General features: G+C 63.4%; 26 protein-coding genes. 13 read left to right on the forward strand and 13 right to left on the reverse strand.

Going from position 1 to position 22479, the window contains the following annotated elements:
• Positions 1-640: 640 nt before the first annotated feature.
• The gene (locus EOA32_RS13265; protein WP_095777339.1) at positions 641-1537 is read right to left on the reverse strand and encodes a LysR family transcriptional regulator; all 897 of its coding nucleotides are present in this window, start codon (positions 1535-1537) and stop codon (positions 641-643) included.
• Between the two features lie 71 nt (positions 1538-1608).
• Positions 1609-2583, reverse strand: a complete 975-nt coding sequence (trxB, locus tag EOA32_RS13270; protein ID WP_128371992.1) for a thioredoxin-disulfide reductase — start codon at positions 2581-2583, stop codon at positions 1609-1611.
• A 218-nt stretch (positions 2584-2801) separates the two neighbouring features.
• Between trxB and EOA32_RS13275 the strand changes: the two genes are divergently transcribed.
• Positions 2802-3278 carry an Lrp/AsnC family transcriptional regulator gene (locus tag EOA32_RS13275; RefSeq protein ID WP_066994506.1) on the forward strand — a complete coding sequence of 159 codons (477 nt, stop codon included), beginning with the start codon at positions 2802-2804 and terminating at the stop codon, positions 3276-3278.
• Positions 3279-3346: 68 nt separating this feature from the next.
• Here the strand turns inward: EOA32_RS13275 and EOA32_RS13280 are convergent, their stop codons facing one another.
• The 6 genes from EOA32_RS13280 to EOA32_RS39250 all read right to left on the reverse strand — a co-directional run bounded on the left by EOA32_RS13280 (position 3347) and on the right by EOA32_RS39250 (position 7331).
• Entirely contained in the window at positions 3347-3979 is a 633-nt protein-coding gene (locus EOA32_RS13280) for an HAD family hydrolase (RefSeq protein WP_095826547.1), read from the reverse strand.
• Entirely contained in the window at positions 3972-4544 is a 573-nt protein-coding gene (locus tag EOA32_RS13285) for an SIS domain-containing protein (RefSeq protein ID WP_128371993.1), read from the reverse strand. Before EOA32_RS13285 ends, EOA32_RS13280 begins: the two co-directional genes overlap by 8 nt.
• Before the next feature lie 7 nt (positions 4545-4551).
• Positions 4552-6042, reverse strand: coding sequence for a D-glycero-beta-D-manno-heptose-7-phosphate kinase (gene rfaE1, locus EOA32_RS13290; RefSeq protein WP_128371994.1), 1491 nt, complete (start codon positions 6040-6042; stop codon positions 4552-4554).
• 148 nt (positions 6043-6190) lie between these two features.
• On the reverse strand, positions 6191-6823 hold the full coding sequence (locus EOA32_RS13295) for a LysE family translocator (RefSeq protein WP_128371995.1): 633 nt from the start codon (positions 6821-6823) through the stop codon (positions 6191-6193).
• 47 nt (positions 6824-6870) lie between these two features.
• Positions 6871-7056, reverse strand: coding sequence for a hypothetical protein (locus EOA32_RS39245; RefSeq protein WP_210214830.1), 186 nt, complete (start codon positions 7054-7056; stop codon positions 6871-6873).
• Positions 7053-7331 (reverse strand): hypothetical protein, encoded by a 279-nt coding sequence (locus tag EOA32_RS39250; RefSeq protein WP_210214831.1) that lies wholly within the window; start codon positions 7329-7331, stop codon positions 7053-7055. Before EOA32_RS39250 ends, EOA32_RS39245 begins: the two co-directional genes overlap by 4 nt.
• A 213-nt stretch (positions 7332-7544) precedes the next feature.
• On the opposite strand from EOA32_RS39250, the gene rfaD reads away from it, so the two are divergent.
• The 3 genes from rfaD to waaC are packed head-to-tail and all read left to right on the forward strand — an operon-like array spanning position 7545 to position 10446.
• Positions 7545-8495, forward strand: coding sequence for an ADP-glyceromanno-heptose 6-epimerase (rfaD, locus tag EOA32_RS13305; protein ID WP_095777334.1), 951 nt, complete (start codon positions 7545-7547; stop codon positions 8493-8495).
• Positions 8468-9475, forward strand: a complete 1008-nt coding sequence (gene waaF, locus EOA32_RS13310) for a lipopolysaccharide heptosyltransferase II (protein ID WP_128371996.1) — start codon at positions 8468-8470, stop codon at positions 9473-9475. The genes rfaD and waaF overlap by 28 nt, the downstream gene beginning before the upstream one ends.
• Positions 9472-10446: a lipopolysaccharide heptosyltransferase I gene (gene waaC / locus EOA32_RS13315; protein ID WP_128371997.1), complete on the forward strand. Its 975-nt coding sequence runs from the start codon at positions 9472-9474 to the stop codon at positions 10444-10446. The genes waaF and waaC overlap by 4 nt, the downstream gene beginning before the upstream one ends.
• Before the next feature lie 3 nt (positions 10447-10449).
• Here the strand turns inward: waaC and greA are convergent, their stop codons facing one another.
• Together greA and EOA32_RS13325 are read right to left on the reverse strand one after the other, a co-directional pair.
• On the reverse strand, positions 10450-10923 hold the full coding sequence (gene greA, locus EOA32_RS13320; protein WP_027168132.1) for a transcription elongation factor GreA: 474 nt from the start codon (positions 10921-10923) through the stop codon (positions 10450-10452).
• Between the two features lie 276 nt (positions 10924-11199).
• Positions 11200-11739: a tetratricopeptide repeat protein gene (locus EOA32_RS13325; RefSeq protein WP_095781311.1), complete on the reverse strand. Its 540-nt coding sequence runs from the start codon at positions 11737-11739 to the stop codon at positions 11200-11202.
• A gap of 179 nt (positions 11740-11918) precedes the next feature.
• Between EOA32_RS13325 and EOA32_RS13330 the strand changes: the two genes are divergently transcribed.
• From EOA32_RS13330 to EOA32_RS13350, 5 genes are all read left to right on the forward strand, one after another.
• Positions 11919-12344 carry a DUF3775 domain-containing protein gene (locus EOA32_RS13330; RefSeq protein WP_067326696.1) on the forward strand — a complete coding sequence of 142 codons (426 nt, stop codon included), beginning with the start codon at positions 11919-11921 and terminating at the stop codon, positions 12342-12344.
• 193 nt (positions 12345-12537) lie between these two features.
• A complete protein-coding gene (locus EOA32_RS13335) occupies positions 12538-13572 on the forward strand; it encodes an extensin family protein (RefSeq protein WP_128372002.1) in 1035 nt (344 codons plus the stop codon).
• Between the two features lie 185 nt (positions 13573-13757).
• Positions 13758-14510 carry an extensin family protein gene (locus EOA32_RS13340; protein WP_245430589.1) on the forward strand — a complete coding sequence of 251 codons (753 nt, stop codon included), beginning with the start codon at positions 13758-13760 and terminating at the stop codon, positions 14508-14510.
• A 72-nt stretch (positions 14511-14582) separates the two neighbouring features.
• Positions 14583-15290, forward strand: a complete 708-nt coding sequence (locus EOA32_RS13345) for an LssY C-terminal domain-containing protein (RefSeq protein ID WP_095777328.1) — start codon at positions 14583-14585, stop codon at positions 15288-15290.
• 94 nt (positions 15291-15384) lie between these two features.
• On the forward strand, positions 15385-16698 hold the full coding sequence (locus EOA32_RS13350; protein ID WP_095777327.1) for a hemolysin family protein: 1314 nt from the start codon (positions 15385-15387) through the stop codon (positions 16696-16698).
• A gap of 35 nt (positions 16699-16733) precedes the next feature.
• Here EOA32_RS13350 and EOA32_RS13355 read toward each other — a convergent pair whose 3' ends face one another.
• Entirely contained in the window at positions 16734-17168 is a 435-nt protein-coding gene (locus EOA32_RS13355) for a GNAT family N-acetyltransferase (RefSeq protein WP_245499261.1), read from the reverse strand.
• A 56-nt stretch (positions 17169-17224) separates the two neighbouring features.
• On the opposite strand from EOA32_RS13355, the gene EOA32_RS13360 reads away from it, so the two are divergent.
• Positions 17225-17635, forward strand: coding sequence for a gamma-glutamylcyclotransferase family protein (locus EOA32_RS13360; RefSeq protein WP_245499262.1), 411 nt, complete (start codon positions 17225-17227; stop codon positions 17633-17635).
• 175 nt (positions 17636-17810) lie between these two features.
• On the opposite strand, the gene EOA32_RS13365 is transcribed toward EOA32_RS13360, so the two are convergent.
• Positions 17811-18416, reverse strand: a complete 606-nt coding sequence (locus EOA32_RS13365; protein ID WP_067326641.1) for an NADPH-dependent FMN reductase — start codon at positions 18414-18416, stop codon at positions 17811-17813.
• 92 nt (positions 18417-18508) lie between these two features.
• Between EOA32_RS13365 and EOA32_RS13370 the strand changes: the two genes are divergently transcribed.
• Positions 18509-18877, forward strand: a complete 369-nt coding sequence (locus EOA32_RS13370; protein ID WP_066994462.1) for a helix-turn-helix domain-containing protein — start codon at positions 18509-18511, stop codon at positions 18875-18877.
• Between the two features lie 482 nt (positions 18878-19359).
• On the opposite strand, the gene EOA32_RS13380 is transcribed toward EOA32_RS13370, so the two are convergent.
• A complete protein-coding gene (locus EOA32_RS13380; RefSeq protein ID WP_128372000.1) occupies positions 19360-19755 on the reverse strand; it encodes an acyl-CoA thioesterase in 396 nt (131 codons plus the stop codon).
• A gap of 188 nt (positions 19756-19943) precedes the next feature.
• Here EOA32_RS13380 and EOA32_RS13385 point away from each other — a divergent pair, with 188 nt between their 5' ends.
• A complete protein-coding gene (locus tag EOA32_RS13385) occupies positions 19944-21560 on the forward strand; it encodes a GMC family oxidoreductase N-terminal domain-containing protein (RefSeq protein WP_128372001.1) in 1617 nt (538 codons plus the stop codon).
• Positions 21557-22479: mandelate racemase/muconate lactonizing enzyme family protein (locus EOA32_RS13390; RefSeq protein WP_145971292.1), on the forward strand; the 923-nt coding region annotated here is incomplete at its 3' end. The genes EOA32_RS13385 and EOA32_RS13390, both read left to right, overlap by 4 nt.

The following is a 22479-nucleotide window of genomic DNA, read 5'->3' on the forward strand; positions in this document are numbered from 1 at the left end:
TCCTATGATCTACCTAATCGATAGAGTGCGTCTGCGACATGTTACCCGATGTTACATGTCACTGTTACGCGGGCCGCGCGCACGCATTTCTGGTGTCGGCGTGACTTCGGCGCAACAAAAAAGCCGGATCAATAAAGATCCGGCTGAGTTTGATTGGAAGTGCCGATTAGGGCTAACCTCCAGAGGGGAACACTCGAGGGCGCTAATGGGAGGAGAACGCGCCCTGGAGATGAACTATATATGTGCTCATCATGCTCAAGAAACAAGCATCTATTTTGCAACACACGCATGCAAAAAGAGGTAGGCTGTGGTCTAATCCGTCGCGAGAACCGATAGGACCAGAAAAAATCGCCGAATCCAGAGCCGTTCCGGACTGAAAGCGATCGCTGATATGCAAACCGGGTCAGATTCCGGTGCCGAAATACGGCAAATTCACAATGATGCGAACTTGGGCTGGTCGCGTTTATTTCTGCGGCAGGAGAGCCCGATGCGAACTTTTTCGGCAATTGCCGGCAGCGCCTTGATCTTTGTCTCCGTCCCGGGCGCGCTGTCTCCGGCTGGCTGCCCCACGCCATGGCGCGCTTAAGTCCCTGTCGTGGGCCAGGTCAGGCCGGCACCACCCGAACATCGGCAGGTCCTGCTAGTAGGACCAACTGCGCGCCTTGGCGATGATGAAATCGCGGAACACATGCAGCTTCGCCTGGTTCTTCATCGCGTCGGGATAGGCGAAATAGGTGTCGAAGGACGGCACCTCGGTTTCGGGCAGCAACTGGACGAGGTTCGAGTCCTTGTTGATGACGTAGTCGGGCAGCATGGCGATGCCGGCGCCGCCCTGGACCGCGCGCTTGATAGACAGGATGTCGTTGATCTGCAGCGTCGGCACCCTTTGCCCGCCTTCGAAATCGCCCACCGTCTCCAGCCAGTTCAGCTCCGACAGATGCGAGGGCACCGGCACGCCGAAGGTGACGATCCGGTGGTTCCTGAGCTCGGCGATCGAGGCCGGTTTGCCGAACTTCGCCACGTAGGAAGGCGACGCATAAAGGTGGAAATGCACCGTGAACAGCCGGCGCTGGATAAGATCCGGCTGCTGCGGCTGGCGCAGGCGGATGGCGCAATCGGCTTGGCGCATGGTGAGGTCGAGCTCCTCGTTGGCGAGGATGAGCTGCAGGCTGATCTCGGGGTAGAGCTCAATGAATTCCTGCACGCGCTCGGTCAGCCAGCCGGCCCCGAGCCCCACCGTTGTCGTGACCCTCAGCACGCCGGACGGGCGATCCTTGGTCTCGGTCAGCCGCGACTTGATCGTCTCCAGCTTCATCAGCACGTCATGTGCCGTGCGGAACAGCATCTCGCCCTGCTCGGTCAACACAAGGCCACGCGCGTGGCGATGGAACAGCGCCACGCCGACGTCATGCTCCAGTGCGCTGACCTGCCGCGAGATCGCCGACTGCGACAGATGCAGCGTTTCGGCGGCATGGGTAAACGACCCAGCCTCCGCCGCAGCGTGAAACACGCGTAGCTTGTCCCAGTCCAGCGCCATGATTCCCCTCGTGTTGCCTTTGGCGTCTGAATGAAAAATCAGGCTTTTAAACGGCTTTTTCAGCCGATCGATTATTCCGCCGCTTCGCGGTGAACCTCGATCCCCGCCAGATATTTCTCCGCCTCGAGCGCGGCCATGCAACCGAGCCCGGCAGCTGTAACCGCTTGCCGGTAGACATCGTCGGTGACGTCGCCGGCGGCGAAAACGCCGGGAACGTCGGTACGGGTCGAATCGGGCGCCGTCCACAGATAGCCGTTCGGCTTCTGCTTCAGCTTGCCGATGAAAAGCTCGACCGCCGGCGCATGGCCGATCGCGACAAAGACGCCATCGACCTGCAGCCGCGACACTTCGCCCGTCACCACATTGCGCAGCTTCAAGCCGTCGACCGAAGGCGGCAGCGGTGCCTTGCCCGGCTGCCCGGTGATCTCGTCGACGACGGTATCCCAGATGATGCGGACATTGTCCTTCTTGAACAGCCGCTCGCGCAGGATACGCTCGGCGCGGAAATCGTTGCGGCGGTGAATGACGGTGACGCTTTTGGCGAGGTTGGCGAGGTAGAGCGCCTCCTCCACCGCCGAATTGCCGCCGCCGACCACGGCGACATCTTTGCCGCGATAGAAGAAGCCGTCGCAGGTGGCGCAGGCCGAGACGCCGAAGCCCATGAAGGTCTGCTCGGACGGGATACCCAGCCACTTGGCTTGCGCGCCGGTGGCGATGATCAAAGCGTCGGCGGCGTAGACGGTGCCGGAATCGCCGGTGGCGCGGAACGGCCGCACGTTGAGGTCGACCTCGGTGATGATGTCGTTGACGATCTCGGTGCCGACATGCTCGGCCTGCTTGAGCATTTGCTCCATCAGCCAGGGGCCCTGGATCGGATCGGCGAAGCCCGGATAGTTTTCGACGTCGGTGGTGATCATCAGCTGACCGCCCTGCTGCAGGCCGGCGACAAGCATCGGCTTCAGCATAGCGCGGGCGGCATAGATCGCCGCGGTGTAGCCGGCCGGCCCGGAACCGATGATGAGAACGGGCGCGTGTTTGGTGTTCATGAAAAAGTCCCCTGCGGCGCGAAGCCGTGGTTTGTTGCCGGTAATGTAAGTGCTGCCCGCCAAGCCAGCAAGGCAGCTTGGCCTTCGTCCCCGGAAAGCTTCATAGCGGTATACAGGGCCATATCGCAGCCAGTTGCAGAAAAATCATCGCAAAGGGATGGCCTCGCGCGCGAAACCAAATTACAAAATCGCGAAAGATTCTTGCGCGAAAGCCGATCATGCCGCTCAAAGCCGATCTCGACGCCATCGACTGGAAGATCCTGCGAGAGCTGCAGAGTGACGGTCGTATGACCAATGTCGAGTTGTCCGGCCGCGTCGGCATCTCGGCGCCGCCTTGCCTGCGCCGCGTCAGGCGACTGGAAGAGGCCGGCATCATCCGCGGTTACCGTGCGCTCCTCAATGCGCCGGCGCTCGGCATGGATGTCGTCGCCTTCTGCCTGATCGGCCTGCACCATCAGGCCGACGCCGAGCTCAAGGCTTTTGCCGAGCGGACGAGGGGCTGGCCGATCGTTCGCGATGCCTGGATGGTGTCGGGCGAGTCCGATTTCCTGCTGCATTGCGTGGCAAGCGACCTCGGCACCTTCCAGACCTTCGTCATCGAGGAGCTCGCCTCGGCGCCCAATGTCGACACGGTGCGCACCGCGCTGACCATCCGCCGGGTCAAGGACGAGGGGCTGGTCGCCTTTCCGGCTTAATGCGCCGGCTTCCGATGAAGCCGCTGGAAAAACAGCGATTTGGCGATCAATCTTGAATCAATGTGGGATCAGAGCGACCGTATCGCGGTCAGCAGGCTCTCCAGGTCCTGCGCCCCGCGCAGCGGCAAAACCGAAAGCCCGCCCATCGCCATGGCTTCACCATCGACAAGCCAGCCGCGCTCCAGGCCGGCGCGCTGGCCTGCTTCCATGTCGGCCGGCTTGTCGCCGACGATCAGCGATCGCTTGAGATCGAGGCCGAGGCGGCGCCCTGCCTCGAGCAGCATGCCCGGATTGGGCTTGCGCATCGCATGATCGGCGATCGCCAGCGGGCCCGAACCGGCCTCGTGGTAGGCGCAGGCCAGCACCATGTCGACGGCTGCGTTCTTCTCGGCAAGCAGTTCGAGCACCCGCTGATTGACCCGGGCGAAGGCGTCCCAGCCAAAATAGCCGCGCGCGATACCGGACTGATTAGTGATGAGGATGACCGGAATGCCGCGCCGATTCGCGGCTTCTATGGCAGTCGCGATACCGTCGCGCAGCACCATGGCGTCCGGATCGTCAGGATAGCCGGTATCGATATTGATGGTGCCGTCACGGTCTAGAAACAGTGCCGGCAGGCCAGCCGCAAACGCCTTGGCGCCAATCCGCTCGATCCACAGGCCGGGCTCGACGAGCGGAAAATCCCCTTCGCGGTCAGCCATTGCTGAGACGCGCTTCGACCGCCTCGCACAGGTGGTGATAGAGGCAGAGATGCCCCTGCTGGATGATCGGCGTCGAGCTCGACGGCACGTTGAGCAAGATGTCCGTGAGCGGCTTGAGCTTGCCGCCGGTGTCGCCGGTGAGGCTGATCACCGTCATGCCCATGGTCCGCGCCTGCTCGGCGGCGGCAAGGATGCTCGGCGAATTGCCGCTGGTGGAGATGGCGAGCAATACCGCGCCTTCCGACCCATGCGCCTCGACCTGGCGTGAGAAGACGGTGTCGAAGCCGTAATCGTTGCCCCAGGCGGTCAGCACCGCCGCATTGGCCGGCAGCGCGATGACATTGTAGGCCTTGCGCTCTTTAAGGAACCGGCCGACCAGTTCGCCAGCGATGTGGATGGCGTCGCTCGCCGAGCCGCCATTGCCGCAGATCAGCAGCGCCTTGCCGTGTGACAGCGCCTTCACGACCGCGCTCACCGCGCGCTCCATCTCGCCGGTGAGATCGCGCTCGACCATTGCCGAGATCGCCGCCGCGGAGCGGACCAGATAGTCGTTCAGCTCGGACATGAAACCCTCAATTCGCGCCGCCGGCGCGCAGCTTGCCGATGGTTTTGGTGGTGCTCTTGCCGGCGACGAGGTCGACCAGCACCACACGCCCGCCCGCGTTCTGCACCACGTCGGCGCCGACCACGGTCTCGATCGTGTAATCCGCGCCCTTGACCAGGATGTCGGGCAGAAGCGCCTCGATCAGCTTGAGCGGCGTGTCTTCCTCGAAGACGACAACGGCATCGACCGAGGCGAGCGCCGCGAGCACGCAGGCGCGGTCGTGCTGGTCGTTGACCGGACGTCCGGGCCCTTTCAGCCGGCGCACCGAGGCGTCGCTGTTCAAGCCGAGCACCAGCCGGTCGCATCGGCTGCGCGCGGCGTGCAGCAGGCTGACATGGCCGGCATGCAGAATGTCGAAGCAGCCATTGGTGAAGCCAACCGACAGCCCCTCCTCTTTCCAGGCCGCCACCATCCTGGCCGCCGCATTGGCGTCGAGAATGGCGTCCTTGTGGGCGACCGGTCCATGCGAGCTGAACAGCGCGCCGGAAAGCTCCTCCACTGTCAGCCGCGCCGTGCCGCGCTTGCCAACGACCACGCCGCCGGCGGCATTGGCGATTGTAGCAGCCTGCACCCGGTCGGCGCCCGCGGCGAGCGACAGCGCGAAGGTGGCGATGACCGTGTCGCCGGCGCCGGAGACGTCGAACACTTCGCGCGCCTGCGTGGAGATATGGCGGGCATCCTCCGCGGTGACCACGCTCATGCCCTTTTCGCTGCGCGTCGCGACGATGAACTCGAAGTCATGCGCGGCAATCAGGTCGCGTGCCGCAGCGACGATCTCGTCATCGCCGAAGACCGGGCGTCCGACCGCCTCGCCGAGTTCCTTGCGGTTGGGCGTGACCGCCGTCGCCCCGGCATAGCGCGCATAGTCGCGGCCCTTCGGGTCGATCAGCACCGGTTTTCCGGCATCGCGGCAGATCGCGATCAGTTCGGCCGCCACGCCGTCGAGCAGGATGCCCTTGCCGTAGTCGGACAGGATGACGATATCGGCGCGCGCAAGGGCAGCCTGGAAATGCTCGACAAGCGTCGCCCGCTCGCCACTGGACAACGGTTTGATTTCCTCCTCGTCGAAACGCAGCACCTGCTGGTTAAGCGCGCTGAAGCGGCTCTTCGACGAGGTCATGCGGTCCTGCCGCTGTGCAAGGCCGTCCGTATCGGCGCCAAGATCGCCGAGCATGCGCATGAGATTGTCGCCGGCCTGGTCGGCGCCGATGACGGAGACCGGGATGGCGGCGCCGCCCAGTGAAACGATGTTGGAAACGACGTTGCCGGCGCCGCCCAGGGCCACCACCTCGCCCCGCCCATGCAGCACCGGGATCGGCGCTTCAGGCGAGATCCGCTCGATGACGCCGTTGACGAAACGGTCGAGGATGAAATCGCCGACCACCAGCACGGTGACCTCGCCGAAGTGGGCGATGGTGCGATGCAAGGGCTCCGGGGAAGGCAGATGGTGCTTGATCATCTCACTGGCACGCGCCGAAAACGGCGGTTCTTGATCGGGGTTGCAGCGCCGGAAAACCGGCGCTCTTCATTCTTCGCGATGCCGATATACCGCAATCGGGGCCAGCGCAACGGCGGCCGTATCGCCCACGGCCAAGGCGCCGGACGAATCAGCTCTTCTGCAAGGCGACATGGACGCCGAGACCGACAAGCACGGCGCCACCTGCGCGCTGCATAAGGCGCTGCGCGCGACCGGAGCGCCGCAGGCGCGCAATCATCGCGCCGGCGAGAAAGACGCAAACGATGTCGGCCGACGAGAACATCAGGTTGACGACGGTTCCCAGCACCACGAACTGCAGCCAAACCGGAAAGGTCGCCGAGGCATCGATGAACTGCGGCAGGAACGCCATGAAGAAGATGGCTGTCTTGGGATTGAGCACCTCGACCGTGATGCTTTCCAAAAAGGCGCGACGCGCCGATTTTCGCTCGATCACAGGGAGCGTGCCGCTTCCCTCGATCTTGGCGCGGAACAGCGAAACACCGAGCCAGATCAGGTACAGCGCGCCTACAAGTTTGACCGCCATGTAAAGCGGCGGCACGGCATGGAACAACACCGACAGTCCGGTTGCGGCGGCAAGGACATGGACATAGCCGCCGAGATGGATGCCGAGCGCCGCCGTCAGCCCCGACCAACGCCCGCGCGCCATGGTCTGCGCGGCGGCATAGAGCATGGCCGGTCCGGGAATGTAGGCGAAGATAGCCGTGGTGACGAAGAAGGCGATAAGCAGTTCGGTCGACGGCATCTTGAACCCTCACGATAGGAGCCGACTGAAGCGGGAGCTTTGCGGCCTCACTGTGGCGACGAACCGGTCTGCCCTGATTTGGCAAGAACGCGGGCCATGAACTTGTCATGGTCGATGACCGCGCGCTCGTGGAAACCTTCGCCGATCAATCCATTCTCGTCGCTGCACGATACCTTGAAGCGCAGCGTTCGCCCCTGCACCGCGACAAGCTCGACATCGGCGGTGACGGTCATGCCGACGGGTGTCGCGGCGACATGCTGACGTCGACATGGGTGCCTACGGTTCTCTCATGGCTGCTCAGGAACGGACGCAATGCCTCGACGCATGCCCATTCGATGAAGCCGACCATGAAGGCGGTGGCGAAAACCGGCGGCATGTCGCCGAAACCCGCAAAGGCCGTTGTCATTGCCGGAACCGTCAGGGAGTCGTCGACCCGCAGGGTTTGAACGTGGCGAAGGCCGGGCTTTAAATCGGATGTCATGGCTATACCAACGGCAAGAACGCACACCGACGGCTCATGCCACGGCCCTCAAAGGCACCATAGCTTGCTTCGACCGAAGACGTACCGTTCGGCGCGCCAGAGCTTATCTCGCGAGCCGTTCTGCCGATCCATCCCTACATTCGTCGTAGCCGATGCTCCACAACCGGGGACCTTTTATCGACACCTGCTCGCGCCTCCCCTATAAGGGCCGGAATCGGCAACGAAACAAGGCTCACAAGGATGATCATCGTCACGGGCGGCGCCGGCATGATCGGCTCCAACATCGTCGCCGCGCTGAATGCCGAAGGCCATGACGATATCTTGGTCGTCGACGATCTGACCGACGGCCACAAGATCGCCAATCTGGCCGATCTCCGCATTACCGACTATCTCGACAAGGACGAGCTTCCGGCCCGGCTCGAGGATGGCGGGCTGGGCCGCATCGAGGCCGTCTTCCATCAGGGCGCCTGCTCGACCACCACCGAATGGAACGGCAAGTTCATGATGGACGTGAACTACGCTCATTCGAAGCGCCTGCTGCACGCCTGCCTGGCGCTGCGGGTGCCCTTCCTCTATGCCTCCTCGGCTTCGGTCTATGGCGGCGGCAGCGAGTTTCGCGAAGAGCCCGAATTCGAGCGGCCGCTCAATGTCTACGCCTATTCGAAGAAGCTGTTCGACGACTATGTCCGCCGCAATGTCTTCGACACCGATCACTCGCAGGTCGCCGGCCTGCGCTATTTCAACGTCTACGGGCCGCGCGAGGCGCACAAGGGGGCCATGGCCTCGGTTGCCTTCCATTTGTTCAACCAGGTCGAGCAGGGCCAGAACCCGAAGCTGTTCGGCGCCTATGGCGGGTTCGGCCCCGGCGAGCAGAGCCGCGACTTCATCCATGTCGGCGACGTCGCCGACGTCAATCTATGGCTATGGAAGCGGGGCTCAAGCGGCATCTTCAACTGCGGCACCGGCCGCGCCCAGCCGTTCCGCGCCATTGCCGAGACGGTGATCGACACGCTCGGCAAGGGTGAGATCGAGTTCGTTCCCTTCCCCGAACACCTGAAGGGCAGCTATCAGAGTTTTACCGAGGCGGATATGTCCCGCTTACGCGCGGCCGGCTACAATGGCCAATTCCGCACCGTCGAAACCGGCGTCAGAGACTATGTCCAATGGCTGAAAGCCCAACGATCCTCGTGATCGGCCCACGCTGGGTGGGCGACATGGTCATGGCCCAGTGCCTGTTCGCCGCGCTGAAGGAAAAGCATCCGAATGCGGCCATCGACGTGCTCGCGCCGGCTTGGGCAGCGCCCCTGGTCAAACGCATGCCCGAAATACGCTCCCAGATCGACTTTCCACTGATGCCCGGCACGCTCGAATTCCGCAGCCGCAGGCGCTTCGGTCGCCTGCTGCGCGGCCGCTACGACATGGCCTATGTGCTGCCGGGGAGTTGGAAATCGGCGCTGATCCCGTTCTTCGCCCGGATTCCGCGCCGCGTCGGCCATCTGAGGGAAATGCGCTACGGCCTGCTGACCGACATCGTTCCGCTGCCCGATGCGGTGAAGCGGCGCACGGCTCAGGCCTATTTCGGCCTGGCGCGCGGCGGCACCTTTCGCCCGCCGAAGCTCACCGTCGATATGGCCAATCAGGCCGATCTGCTGGCGCGGTTCGGGCTGGGTGCAAAAGAATTCGTCGCCCTGTTGCCGGGCGCCGAGTTCGGCCCGGCGAAGCGCTGGCCGAGCGAATACTATGCCGAGCTAGCCCGCGGGATGATCGCAAAAGGCCTGGGCGTCGCCTTGCTCGGCTCGAAGAATGACGCTGAGGTCACCGGCGAGATCGCGAGGCTTGCGCCGGGCGCCGTCGACCTTGCCGGCCGGACGAAGCTGGAGGATGCCATCGACCTGATCGCCGCGGCGAAGCTAGCCGTCTCGAACGACAGCGGGCTTATGCATGTGGCCGCCGCCGTCGACACGCCAATCATCGCCGTCTATGGCTCGACCTCGCCCGAAAACACGCCGCCGCTGACCGATCGTTCGGAACTGATCTGGCTGCACCTCTCCTGCTCGCCCTGCCACAGCAAGGTCTGCCCCCTCGGCCATCTCAACTGCCTTAAGACGCTCGATGTCGCGCGGGTCGCCGCCGCCGCCGACCGGTTGCTTGAAATTCCTGCGGCCGCATGAGGGTTCTGATCGTCAAGACATCATCGATGGGCGATGTCATCCACACCTTCCCGGCCGTCGAGGACGCGCTCCGCAATCGCCCGGACATAAGCTTCGACTGGTGCGTGGAAGAGGCCTTTGCCGCCATCGTCGCCTTGCATCCCGCGATCGGAACCATCCACAAGGTGGCGATCCGGCGCTGGCGCAAGAAGCCGTTCGACCGCGGCACATGGCGCGAGATGGCCGGCCTGCGACGTGCGCTTCGCTCGGGTCGCTATGGCCTGGTTATCGATGCACAGGGGCTGTTGAAATCGGCCGTGGTCGCCAAGCAATCCGGCGCGCCGATCGCCGGCTTCGACCGCTCCAGCGCCCGCGAGCCCTCGGCGACGCTGCTTTACGAGCGCAAATACGCCGTGCCCTGCAAGTTGCACGCCATCGAGCGCACCAGACGCCTGTTCGGCCTGGCGCTGGGGTATCAGGCGGACCTCTCGACGCTCAACTCCGGCATAGTGCCGCCGGCAGGCGGACTTTCCGGCGTCGAAGGCAAAACGGCTTTCCTGCTGCACGGCACCAGCCGCGAAGACAAGAAATGGCCGGTCGAAGACTGGGTCGAGACTGCGCGCCGACTGGTGTCGCAGCAATTTACACCGATCGTCACCTGGTCGAACGAAGCGGAGAAGCGTTTTGCCGAGGCGATCGCCGGCGCCGTGCCGGAAACGGTGCTGGTTCCGAAATCGCCGCTAGCGGATGTCGCTGCGATCCTCGGCCGGTCGACGCTCGTCATCGGCGCCGACACCGGCCTCACCCATCTCGCCAGCGCTTTCGGCCTGCCGACCGTCGCCATATTCCTGGCGACGGAGCCCGGCCTGACCGGCCCGCGCGGGCCCTATTCATCGACACTGCTGGCGCCCGCCGGCGGCAAAGTCACGGCGGCCGAAGTGATGGCTGAAGCAGAGCGGCTGCTGGTGCTTAGATCGGAAACGCCAGTCTAGCCCTCAAATAAATTGCACCTGGACGATCTCGTAACCCCGTGCGCCGCCCGGGGCGTTGACCTCGATGGCATCGCCGACTTCTTTGCCGATCAACGCGCGCGCGATCGGCGAGGAGATCGAGATACGGCCGGACTTCACGTCCGCTTCCTGGTCGCCGACGATTTGATAGGTCTTCTTTTCCTCGGTGTCCTCGTCGACCAGCACGACCGTGGCGCCGAACTTCACCTTGTCGCCGCTGAGCTTCGAGACATCGATCACCTCGGCGCGCGCGATCAGGTCCTCGAGCTCGTTGATACGGCCCTCATTGTGGCTCTGCGACTCTTTAGCCGCGTGGTACTCGGCATTTTCGGACAGGTCGCCATGCGAGCGCGCTTCGGAGATCGCCTCGATGATGCGTGGACGCTCTTCCTGCTGGCGCCAGCGCAGTTCTTCCTTCAATGACGCGAACCCCTCGCCTGTCATCGGGACCTTGATCATGATGCCTGACCTTTCCTGCCACTACCCCCGCTTTTCGGGAATAGCCTTGTCGTTGGGTACAAAAAGAAAACGGTCCGGCAGCCTCGGGCTAACGGAACCGTTTCACCACAATTTCCCTGAATATAGCGATCTCCGCGCGATTTTCACGCTCAAAAATGAAGTTCAGTAAAATCACCACCGCTTTCGCAAGGCCATCCGGCGCTAAATCCGCAATGCCGGCAGCAAAAAACCGGCTGCGATTGCTCGCAGCCGGCCTCGAAAAGCATCTGAGAAGAATCAGCTCCTCAGGAAACGCTCGATCTGCTCTGACAACATGCCGTATTCGCGCGAGCCTTTGCCGGTCCGCTTCTCGATTTCCTTGAGCTGCTCCTGCGCGCCGGCAAGATCGCCGATTTGCAGATGGGCCTCGCCGAGATATTCGCGCACCAGCGTGTAGTCGGGGTCGATGCGCAGCGCTTCCTCGTAATAGCCGAGGCCGACCGTGACACGGCCGGAATGGCGATGCGAATAGCCGAGATAGTTGAGAATGCGCGGATCCTGCTTGTTGGCGGCGAGCGTCAGCACCGAGATCGCCTCGTCGTAGCGCCCGGCCATCGCCAGATCGTGGCCTGCCTCGTAGATGCTGTCGTCATCCAGCATGCCGTACTGCGGCACGACGCATTTCTTCTTTTTCTTGTCCCAGACCTGACCCTTCTTGCATTGAGTGGTAGTCTGGCTGCCACCGCCACCGCCCTCGCCGGCGGTGAATGCAGGCGCCGCGAACAGCGGCAGGCTAACGGCAGCAGCCAAGACCTGAACAAGCAAACGTCTGCGCATCGGAGCCTCCTTGAGCGTGACAACGGCAGATTAACGCCGCTTCGATGCGGTTTCATCCCGAAAACCTGTCAAAAGCCAAACTATTTGGAGGTCGGGGAGCGCATCGCCTCTGCGAACGGATGTCACGCGGGCCGCAAATCCGCTATCATCAGTCGAGCGCACGACGAGGAGAAAGGCCAGTGCAGCAGCGCCTCGAGAAGGAATGGGAGCTTTCCATCGACCCGGATACCGTGCGCCTGTTCATCCTGAAGGCCAAGGCGCTGAGCGCAGCCGTCAACGAGGACTACGACGACGGCGCCGAGCACGAGGTCGAGTTCGATGGCGACAGGCACGACAATCATCATCACGACGGCCTTGTCGAGGAGGCATCGGAAGACCTCACCGAGGAGGAGTTCCGCGAGCTGATCAACGACCTCAACGTCGATGAAGCGGCCGAGCTCGTAGCGTTGGCCTGGGTGGGCCGCGGCGACTACGAAGCTTCCGAATGGGTCGACGCGGTGGCGGCCGCGCGCGAGCGCGCCAACAAGCGCACCGCAAAGTACCTGCTCGGGCTGCCGCAGCTCGCCGATTGGCTGGAGGAAGGCCTGGAGGCGATCGGCGCGTAACGAACCGGTAACCGATTTTGATCGCAGCGCCGCGGCGTTCAAGGCAACCTTGCGATGCCCGGCCCGTTTCCGGCCGATGGCGAGGCTGAGCTTTTCCGGATTTTGCAGACTGGCGCTGCCTTTGGCGGCGGGGATTTTGCTGGTCACGCCGGCCGATGCCAAGCATCGTCACAGGCAGCCGCTGACACCGCGCATGGAGCAGCCGTTGACGCAGCGGGCGGATCAACCACTGCGGCCGAGGAGCAAGCACCGCGTGAGATCGCGCGGCAAGCAGCAAGTCGCGCCAAAGCTGGCGCAACAGCAAACGCAGGACCAGCCGATCTTGCCCGCCGATGCTCCGGTGCCAGAACCACGGCCCGCGGAAGCGCAAAAGGCCGGCACCGCAACGCTGGAAGAGCAGAAGGCTGCCGGTCCAAAGGACGCTGACGCATCCGACCCGATCAATCAGGAAAAGTCTCGTGAGGGAAAGCGGCAGCATCCCGAGCCTTCGGCCACCGAGCCGTCAACCGACACGGAAGGCGAACCTGAGGCGCCGTCTGCGGTGCCGATTCCGACGCAACGACCCGACATCGCGGAACCGAAGCCGCCCGCTGCCGCACCGAAGCCACCTGAAAAGCCGGCTGATACCCACGACAACAAAATACTGCCCGATCCGCGCTCCGCTGAGCTGCCAGCTGACAAGATGCCGGCGGAGGAGGTTGCCTGCCGTGAGCGCCTCAAGACGCTCGGCGTCGAATTCGAGGAGCACAAGGCCGAACACGACGCCGAGATCGGCTGCTCCATTCCCTATCCCATCGTCATGAAAACATTAGGAAAATCGATCAGTATAGGCGCCGGAGCCGAACTCAACTGCCAGATGGCGGAGGCTGCGGCACGATTTGCCGTCGAAGTCATCCAACCCGCCGCGAAGGCCGAATTTGGCGCCGATCTCAAATCGATCGGCCAGGCCTCCGCCTTTGTTTGCCGCCCGCGCAACGGTGGTGGAAAGCTTTCGGAGCACGCCTTCGGCAATGCGCTGGACATCGCGTCCTTCACACTCTCCGACGGCAGGACGATCGAGGTCGGCCCGGTGCCGCCCGAAAAAGATGCAAACTTCCTGAACACGATCCGCAAGGCCGCCTGCGGGCCGTTCAAGACGGTGCTCGGCCCAGGCAGCGATCCGGACCATGCGCTGCACTTCCACTTCGACCTCGAACCGAGACGGAATGGCGGAAGGTTCTGCCAATGAGTGGGTGCGAAGAACAGATGCCGCAATTCGGCCCCAGGCGTGAATGCCGGCGCTGATCTTTCCTTTACTCTTGCCGACTAGACTTGTGCCATCCGGGGACAGGATGCCTTTCGATGGCCGCAATATTTGGCGCCAGCCTCGCCTTGGCGCGACTAAGCACTCGTGCGCGCTCCGTTGCCGTCAGAATGACAACGGGGCTCGCAATCACAGCGGTCTCGGCCTGCACCACCGGCGATGTCTTTTCGCTGCAGCCGGCCGTCGACGTCGGCAGCCAGACCTCCGCCATGCCCGAGGCTCCGCAATATTCCGGCATGCAGAGGCTTGTTCCGTCCGATCCCTATCTGACCCAGGCAGCCTATCCGCGTATGGATGAGCCGATGTCTTCGCCCGAGCAGATGCCGGCCAGCGAGATCGACTGCCGCAATGAACTGAAACGGCTTGGCGTCGTTTACCAGGACATCCAGCCGATCCACGAAGGCCAGTGCGGCATCGATTTCCCGGTGAAAGTTTCAGCCATCGGCAGCGTCGAGATGAAACCGGCAGCGACACTGACCTGCAACATGGCCGCGACCTTCGCCGCCTGGACCAGGAACGAGCTCGTGCCGGCAGCCCGCTGGCGCTATTTCTCCGGCGTCAGGGCGATCCACCAGGGCTCGAGCTATTCCTGCCGCAAGATCGCCGGCGAGGGCGTCTTGTCGGAGCACGGCAAGGGCAATGCGCTCGACGTCATGAGCATCGAGCTCAACAATGGCAACGACATCGACGTTCGCAAGCCTGGCCTGTTTGCGTTCCGCACCCGCGGCTTCCTCAACAATGTTCGCGCCGACGGCTGCCAATATTTCAACACGGTCCTCGGCCCGGGCTACAATTACGACCACCGGAACCACTTTCACTTCGACGTCAAGAATCGCAGGAACGGCTACCGCGCCTGCCGCTGACCTTCGGCCTACTGCCCAACCGGCCCAACACCGCATAGAGTGGGCCGGGCACAGGCTTGGGAGTGGTCTCTCGTGGGTGAGCGAAGCCTTAGGCGACGCGCGGCGATCTGGCTGGCGGCTTTCTGTGCTTTCTATCTTGGCTTTGCCTACCTTGCTGCGCCGGAATTCTGGACGTGGCGGGAGCGCGGCTTCCGCACACAGCGCTTCGAGATGGTGACGCATACGCCGCAGGGCATTCCCGGCGACCCGATCAATGTCGGACTTATCGGCACCGAGAAGGAGGTGGTCCACGCTTTTGCCGTGGCCGGCTGGGACACGGCCGACGCCGTCACGCTTAGGACAGCGATCGACATCGGCGAGAGCGTCCTGTTCTCCCGGCCCTATCCCGATGCGCCGATCAGCCGCCTGCTGTTTGAAGGCCGCGCCCAGGACCTCGCTTTCGAAAAGCCCGTCGGCGACAGCGCCGACCGGCGCCACCACGTCCGCTTCTGGCAGACAAATACCGTCGGCGACGACGGCCGCCCGCTCTGGCTGGGCGCTGCCAGCTTCGACCGCGGCGTCGGCTTGAGCCACGACACCGGTGCCATCACTCACCATATCGGCGCGGACATCGACGCCGAGCGCAACTTGCTGATCGGCGATCTCAGCACCGCAGGCATGCTGACATCGACCAGCGAGATCCCGGGGATCGGCGCGACGAAAAACGGCAGGAACGGCGGCGGCGATCCCTATTTCACCGACGGTATGGCGGTGGTTGGCGTGTTGAAGCAATTGCCCTAGCGCATCCGGCATTCTCGAAGCAGCAAACCGCGCAATTCGAAAAACGCCCAACCCGCTATTTTCGAATGCACCGCAGCAATGCTATTGACGCCGCATGCTATACCTCGAAATCGCCGTTGTGGCCGCCCTCATCCTGGTGAACGGCCTTTTGGCCATGTCGGAGCTGGCTATCGTCTCGTCGCGGCCGGCCCGCCTCAAGGCGATGATCGACCGCAATGTCAGGGGTGCCGGCCGCGCGCTGGCCCTCGGCTCCAACCCCGGCAAGTTTCTGTCCTCGGTGCAGATCGGCATTACCCTGGTCGGCGTCCTTTCCGGCGCCTTTTCCGGCGCCACGCTCGGCGAGCGACTGGCTCAATACTTGGCCTCGACCGGCATCCGCGACAACATCGCCGACCCCATCGGCGTCGGCATTGTCGTCGCGGTCATCACCTACGCCTCGCTGATCGTCGGCGAGCTCGTGCCGAAGCAGATCGCGCTCAGGGATCCTGAGCGCGTCGCAGTCCGCGCCGCACCGGCGATGACCATTCTCGCCAAGGTATCGGCGCCGCTCGTCTTTCTGCTCGACATTTCCGGCCGCGCGGTTTTGTGGTTGCTCGGCCAGGCCGGCGAGGCGGAAGAGAAGGTCACGGACGAGGAGATCAAGATGCTGGTCGCCGAGGCCGAGCATCACGGCACCATCGAATCCGACGAGCGCCGCATGATCGCCGGCGTCATGCGCCTTGGCGACCGCGCTGTGCGCGCCGTGATGACGCCGCGCACCGAGGTCGACTGGATCAACCTGCAATCCGACGAGGCGGCCATCAAGCGGCTTCTGATGGAGAGCCAGCATTCGCGCCTGCCTGCGGGCGACGGCAATGTCGATGCCATGATAGGGGTCATCCAGACGCGCGACGTGCTGGCCGCCCTTCTTGCCGGCAGAGTGTTGGATCCGCGCCAGCATGTGCGAACCGCGCCAATTGTCCATGATCAGGCAGACGCGCTCGACGTGCTGCAAAGGCTGCGGGAATCGGACGTGCCCATGGCGCTCGTCCATGACGAATACGGCCATTTTGAAGGCATCGTCACGCCCGCCGACATCCTGGAAGCGATCACCGGCGTCTTCCGCTCGGACCTCGATGCGGGCGAGGAAGAGAACGCGGTCAAACGCGAGGACGGCTCATGGCTGCTCGCCGGCTACATGCAGGCTGACGAGATGGCCGAGGTGCTGGGCATCGACTTGCCGGAGAACCGCGACTACGAGACGGTGGCCGGCTATGTGCTGTCGCATCTGCACCACCTTCCCGCTACCGGCGAATGCGTGGACGCGCAAGGCTGGCGCTTCGAGGTGGTCGACCTCGACGGCCGGCGTATCGACAAGCTGATCGCCACCCGCCTGCCCGACGGCCACCGTCCGATGGCGCGCCGATAGCGAGCCTGGATCTGCCGGGTTTTCCCAACGTCGATTCAGGCCAGTTCCTTGCGAAGAAAGACGCGGGCCTGCCCATCGAACCCGAACGGAACGCGGCCGAATTCCACATAAGCGTGGCGGATGTAGAATCCAGGCGCCTGAAAGCTGCTGGTCTCCACGACGGCGCGTCTGCAGCCCCGCGCCTTTGCCTCTTCTTCGACGGCGGCAAGCAACCGGGCGCCGTAAGACAGACCGCGTAAATGCGCGGGCACGAAAAACATGTCCAAGAACAGAAGGCCGAGTTCGGTCCTTCCCCATAGGCCGCCCAAAGCTTTGCCCGAACCATCACACAATACGGCACCTATGGGAATGCGGTCGTCCGTCCCTGTGATGGCGACGTTATAGCGATAGAGCGCCGCGGCGGCCTCGGCTTTCGCGGCTTCGTCCGTCGACAGGATAATCGGGAATTCTTGAGTCATGCGGATTTGCACCTGCCCTGAACATGGCGAAAACGGATGAACTTCCGCTTCGGCCGGCGTTCCGGAGAATGCTCGTCAACCTCTTCGTGTTCGGAACCTTGAAGAGAGGGTTTCCTCTTCACAAGGCGGGTTTGTCCTGGGCCGCGTGCATCGGTGCCTGCAGGACCCGTGAGCGTTTCCCGATGCTGATTGCCGGACCTCGCTTCGCTCCGATGATGTTCAATGAACCGGGTCTCGGCTTCCACGTCAGGGGCGAGCTCTACGCGGTCGACGACCGCGCCCTGGCCGGGCTTGACCGGATCGAATCCGTTGGCAAGCCCGGCAACCTGCGCGTCCCGATCGAGGTTGAGCCCATTGAAGGCGGTCCGCATGTCCTGGCGCAGGCTTACATGAAATCCCGCCGTCTCGCGGATCCCGTCCATTCGGGATATCTGGATTTCCACGACGATCGGCGTTTCAAGCTTCACGCGAACGCCTAAGGTTGCGCCCGAAGGATGCCCAATTGAAATCCGACTTTCTCCAGTATGTCTGACATAAAAGCGGCAGCAGAGCGAAATCCTTGAGCGATCCTCTGTCGAACGACCGAGGCTTCCGCAAATAAAAGGGGCGGCGCAAGCGCCGCCCGTAGATGATATTTTGGGAGGATGAAGCGGCTTAAGCCGCCTGGGCTTCACTGGCGATCGCGTCGGCGGCGCGCGCCGCCTTCAGCACCTTCGCCCACCAGGCAACGTCATTGATGAGCGCCGCCGCCGCCTGGTTCAGATGTTCGATCTCTTCCAGCTTCTTGTCGCCCTGGCGGACCGCAAGGAAATCGCCCCAGGCGATGTGCACTGCCGACTTGACCGGCGCCATTTGTAGCTCGACGGCGATCAGGCGAAGCTGCTCGACGGCGCGCGCGCCGCCGACGCTGCCATAGCCGACGAACCCAGCCGGCTTCTTGTTCCATTCATTGGCGGCGTAATCGATGGCGTTCTTCAAGACGGCGGTCGGCGCGTGATTGTATTCGGCCGCGGTGAAGATGAAGCCGTCGAACTCGGCGACCTTCTTCTGCCAGCGCTGCGCCACCTCGTTCTGCGACGGCGCCCAGGCGGAGGATGCGACCTCATCGAAGAACGGCAGCGGCCAGTCGCGCAAATCAACGACTTCGACGTCGATGTCGGCATGCGTCTTGGCAATCTTGGCGATCCACTGCGTCGGGACGTCGGCGAAGCGGGCGGCGCGCGTCGAACCGACGACAATGGCGATTTTGGGCTTGGACATAAGGGGGCTCTCCTTGCGGGGGAATTTCGGTATCGTTTGGATACCGGCGCTATATGTGATACTGACAAAGTGGCGCGCAAGGAGGCACATTTTTGTTACCGAGGCACCCGTACAACACTGAGGACTGCCGGGCCGTATCGGAAATCCTGCAACGGGTCGGCGACAAATGGACCGTTCTGGTGGTCGGCAAGCTGGGCGGCGGACCGATGCGCTTCAATGAATTGCGCACGGCCGTCGGCGGCATCTCACAAAAGATGCTGACCATCACCTTGCGCGGTCTGGAGCGCGACGGCTTTGTCACGCGCAAGGTTTTCCCGACCATTCCGCCGCGCGTCGATTACGAGCTGACCGAGCTCGGCCACGAGTTGCTGGTGCCGGTTGGCGCGCTCGGCGAATGGGCACGAAAGAATACCAATCGAGTACGCGCGGCACGCGCGAAATTCGATGGCGAGCATCCCTGAAAGCCTTGAAGCTCAACGTGTTGCAAGCATCGCGTCGCAGCGTTGCTGACTGCGCAAGGAGTCTGCAGTTGAGTCTTTTTGACCTGTCGTATTCGGAGGGCACATCAACCTTTAGTGCCCCGCCCGACCCTGACGGCTTTGGTCGCGTCTGAGACGACCATTCAGGCTTTTGACGTGGTACTGCCACGCGGCGCCAAGGAGCAGATTGCGCGCATCGCTCCCTGACTCTGCTCCGCCCCGAGGCCATGCATCCACACTGTGCGCGGGAGCTCTTTTTTTCACTTCTACATAGGCAGTTATGCCGAGCAGACAGGCGAGTGCGAGAAGGGCTGCCACGAGCCAGCCGTTCAGCATATGTTGACGCATTGTCTTTCCTCCAGCGGCACGCACCCTCGGGCGCGGAAGCAACCATCGGACGTCGTCGGACGCACGTCCCGCGCAAGAGTTGTTACAAATCTGCCTGTCCGGGGAATCGTTCGCCGTCAGCTTTCGGCTGGGACCGGCTTCGGCTTGCCGTCGCCGTCGAGCGCCACCATGACGAAATCGGCATGGGTGACCTTCTCCATCAGGTCGGCGAGATAACGCTGCGCCCAGGCCTCGACCTTGAGCGTCATCGAGGTGCGGCCGACGCGCTCGACATGGGTGTAGATGCAGAGCGTGTCGCCGATCTTCATCGGCTTGGCGAAGGACATCTCCTTGAGCGCCGCCGTCACCACACGGCCCTTGGCCCGTTCGGCCGCGCGGATGCCGCAGGCCAGGTCCATTTGCGCCATCACCCAGCCGCCAAATATGTCGCCGGCGGCATTGGCATCCGACGGCATGGCGAGCGTCCTCAATGTCAGGTCGCCGAGCGGCTTGCCGTCCGCGTAGTGCACCATGAGGGGTCCTCCAGCCGCTGCTTCCTGAAGCCGTACCAATGCCATCGCGATGTCGCAAGCTTTGCTGAAGGCGAAGGACGCGTCGCGGCTCGGTCGCTTTTTTCACAAGCCATGCCGGAAGCCCCAGCGACGACGTGAGCCGGCAATGTCTAGGGTAAGCGCCGGATCTCGGAGCCCGCCCGCGCATCATGCAGACTTATGATTTCATTATCGTCGGCTCCGGCTCGGCCGGTTCGGTGGTCGCGGAAAGGCTCTCGGCCTCGGGCCGCTTCTCGGTCTTGGTGCTTGAAGCCGGCGGCAGCGATCGCCGCTTCTATGTCCAGATGCCGCTCGGCTACGGGAAGACCTTCTTCGATCCGGCCGTCAACTGGAACTACAAGGCCGATCCCGATCCCGGCCTCGGCAACAATGCCGACCACTGGCCGCGCGGCAAGCTGCTCGGCGGCTCGAGCTCGATCAACGCCATGGTTTTCATCCGCGGCGCGCGCGAGGACTTCAATGCCTGGGCCGCCGCCGGCAATCCGGGCTGGAGCTATGACGACCTGCTCCCCGCTTTCAAAGCGTTGGAGGACAACGAGGCCGGCGCCGATCAATGGCGCGGGGTCGGCGGCCCCTTGCACATCACCGATTGCTCGAATGCGGTGCATCCGCTGACCAGGCGCTATCTGGCGGCCGCCCAGCAGGCCGGACTGCCGTTAAATCCGGATTTTAACGGCGCCTCCCAGGAGGGCGTCGGCGTCTACCAGATCACCACCAGGAACGGCCGCCGCATGTCCGCCGCCCGCGCGTTCCTGCGCCCGGCGATGAAGCGCAACAATGTGCGCGTCGAGACCAACGCGCTGGCGACGAAAATCCTGTTCGAGGGCAAGCGCGCCGTCGGCGTCGAGTACCAGCAAAACGGCGAAGCCAAGAGGGTCCGCGCGGGCCGCGAGGTGATCCTCTCCGGCGGCTCGGTCAACTCGCCGCAACTGCTGCAGCTCTCCGGTGTGGGCCCGTCGGCGCTGCTCGGCGATCTCGGCATCCCGGTCGTCCACGCCAACGACAATGTCGGGGCCAACCTGCAAGACCATGTCGGCATCAACTACACCTTCAAGGGCAAGCTGCCGACGCTGAACCAGATCCTGCGGCCATGGTGGGGCAAGCTGCTGGTGGGCATGCAGTACATCCTGCTGCGTTCCGGTCCGCTGTCGTTGTCGATGAACAATGCCGGCGGCTTCTTCCGCACCGACCCGTCGATGGCGCGGCCGAACATGCAGCTCTATTTCCAGGCCTTCTCCACCGTCATCCCCAAGAGCGGCGAGCGCCCGATCCTGACGCCCGATCCGTGGCCGGGCTTCTCCATCGGACTTTCCAATTGCCGGCCGTCGAGTCGCGGCGAGATCATGATCCGCTCGAAGGATCCGCGCGACCATCCGAAGATCACGGCGAACGCCTATTCGACCAACGCCGATGTCGACGAGATGCTGGCGGCGGTGAAGTTCGTGCGCAAGATCGCCTCGATGCCGGCGATGGCCGAGATCATCGAGGAAGAAGTTTTGCCTGGTCCGTCAATTACTTCCGATGCCGATATGATTCAGGATTTCAGGAAGCGCTCCGGCACCGTCTACCATCCCGTCTCGACCTGTCGCATGGGTCCGGACGCTTCGCGCGCCGTCGTCGATCCCCGGCTTCGGGTGCATGGGCTCGAGGGCTTGCGTGTGATCGACGCATCGATCTTTCCCGACAACATCACGGGCAACACCAACGCCGCCGCAATCCTCACCGGATGGAAAGGCGCCGAGCGGGTTCTGGAGGATCAGAAATGAAAGTCACCGACGTCAAGACCTGGGTTGTCGGCAACCCGCCGCCCGGCATCGGCGGCAAGTATTTCATCTTCGTCAAGCTCACCACCGATGGCGGCGTGGTCGGCTATGGCGAGGCCTACAACGCCACCTTCTCGGCGCATGTCACTGCCAAGATGATCGAGGATATGGCCGAGCGTTACCTCATCGGCCGCGATCCGCACGATATCGAGAACCTCTTCCGCCGCGTCTATTCCTCCGGCTTCACCCAGCGTCCCGACGTTTCCGGGATGGGCTGCTTTTCGGCACTCGAAATGGCCTGCTGGGACATCATCGGCAAGGAGGCCGGCAAGCCGGTCTACAAGCTGCTCGGCGGCCAGGTGCACGAGACGCTGCGCTCCTACACCTATCTCTATCCGCACACCGGCAGCGTCCATTCGGAAGACGCCCACGGCCAGAACGTCTACAACGATCCCGACATGGCCGCGGCCTGCGCGCTGGAATATGTCGAGCAGGGATTTAACGCCGTCAAGCTGGACCCGGCCGGGCCTTACACGGCCTATGACGGCCATCAGCCGCGCCTGATCGACATCGACCTCTCCGCCCGCATGATCAAGGCGATCCGCGAGGCGGTCGGCACCAGGGCGGACATCCTGTTCGGCACCCATGGCCAGTTCACCGCCTCCGGTGCGCTTCGTATGGCCCGTGCAATCGAGCCCTACGATCCGCTGTGGTTCGAGGAGCCGGTGCCGCCGGACATGCCCGAGGTGATGGCGCAGGTCGCTCGCGGCACCTCGATTCCTATCGCCACCGGCGAGCGGCTGACGACAAAATTCGAATTCGCGCGCGTCATCGAGAACCGCGCCGCGACCATCCTGCAGCCGGATCTCGGCCGCTCCGGCGGCATTCTCGAAACCAAGAAGATCGCCGCCATGGCCGAGGC

The sequence above is a fragment of the Mesorhizobium sp. M1A.F.Ca.ET.072.01.1.1 genome (assembly GCF_004023325.1).
Lineage (GTDB): Bacteria > Pseudomonadota > Alphaproteobacteria > Rhizobiales > Rhizobiaceae > Mesorhizobium.

Excerpts from the sequence above, each read along its gene's own strand:
- EOA32_RS13285 (WP_128371993.1), bottom strand. The coding sequence starts at position 4,544 with ATGTCCGAGCTGAACGACTATCTGGTCCGCTCCGCGGCGGCGATCTCG.
- EOA32_RS13325 (WP_095781311.1), bottom strand. The coding sequence starts at position 11,739 with ATGCGCAGACGTTTGCTTGTTCAGGTCTTGGCTGCTGCCGTTAGCCTG.
- trxB (WP_128371992.1), bottom strand. The coding sequence starts at position 2,583 with ATGAACACCAAACACGCGCCCGTTCTCATCATCGGTTCCGGGCCGGCC.
- EOA32_RS13380 (WP_128372000.1), bottom strand. The coding sequence starts at position 19,755 with ATGGTGCACTACGCGGACGGCAAGCCGCTCGGCGACCTGACATTGAGG.
- EOA32_RS39245 (WP_210214830.1), bottom strand. The coding sequence starts at position 7,056 with ATGACCGTCACCGCCGATGTCGAGCTTGTCGCGGTGCAGGGGCGAACG.
- waaC (WP_128371997.1), top strand. The coding sequence starts at position 9,472 with ATGAGGGTTCTGATCGTCAAGACATCATCGATGGGCGATGTCATCCAC.
- EOA32_RS13385 (WP_128372001.1), top strand. The coding sequence starts at position 19,944 with ATGCAGACTTATGATTTCATTATCGTCGGCTCCGGCTCGGCCGGTTCG.
- EOA32_RS13335 (WP_128372002.1), top strand. The coding sequence starts at position 12,538 with ATGGAGCAGCCGTTGACGCAGCGGGCGGATCAACCACTGCGGCCGAGG.
- EOA32_RS13295 (WP_128371995.1), bottom strand. The coding sequence starts at position 6,823 with ATGCCGTCGACCGAACTGCTTATCGCCTTCTTCGTCACCACGGCTATC.
- rfaD (WP_095777334.1), top strand. The coding sequence starts at position 7,545 with ATGATCATCGTCACGGGCGGCGCCGGCATGATCGGCTCCAACATCGTC.
- greA (WP_027168132.1), bottom strand. The coding sequence starts at position 10,923 with ATGATCAAGGTCCCGATGACAGGCGAGGGGTTCGCGTCATTGAAGGAA.
- EOA32_RS13280 (WP_095826547.1), bottom strand. The coding sequence starts at position 3,979 with ATGGCTGACCGCGAAGGGGATTTTCCGCTCGTCGAGCCCGGCCTGTGG.
- EOA32_RS13275 (WP_066994506.1), top strand. The coding sequence starts at position 2,802 with ATGCCGCTCAAAGCCGATCTCGACGCCATCGACTGGAAGATCCTGCGA.
- EOA32_RS13340 (WP_245430589.1), top strand. The coding sequence starts at position 13,758 with ATGACAACGGGGCTCGCAATCACAGCGGTCTCGGCCTGCACCACCGGC.
- EOA32_RS13360 (WP_245499262.1), top strand. The coding sequence starts at position 17,225 with ATGCTCGTCAACCTCTTCGTGTTCGGAACCTTGAAGAGAGGGTTTCCT.
- EOA32_RS13350 (WP_095777327.1), top strand. The coding sequence starts at position 15,385 with ATGCTATACCTCGAAATCGCCGTTGTGGCCGCCCTCATCCTGGTGAAC.
- EOA32_RS13365 (WP_067326641.1), bottom strand. The coding sequence starts at position 18,416 with ATGTCCAAGCCCAAAATCGCCATTGTCGTCGGTTCGACGCGCGCCGCC.
- rfaE1 (WP_128371994.1), bottom strand. The coding sequence starts at position 6,042 with ATGATCAAGCACCATCTGCCTTCCCCGGAGCCCTTGCATCGCACCATC.
- EOA32_RS13265 (WP_095777339.1), bottom strand. The coding sequence starts at position 1,537 with ATGGCGCTGGACTGGGACAAGCTACGCGTGTTTCACGCTGCGGCGGAG.
- waaF (WP_128371996.1), top strand. The coding sequence starts at position 8,468 with ATGGCTGAAAGCCCAACGATCCTCGTGATCGGCCCACGCTGGGTGGGC.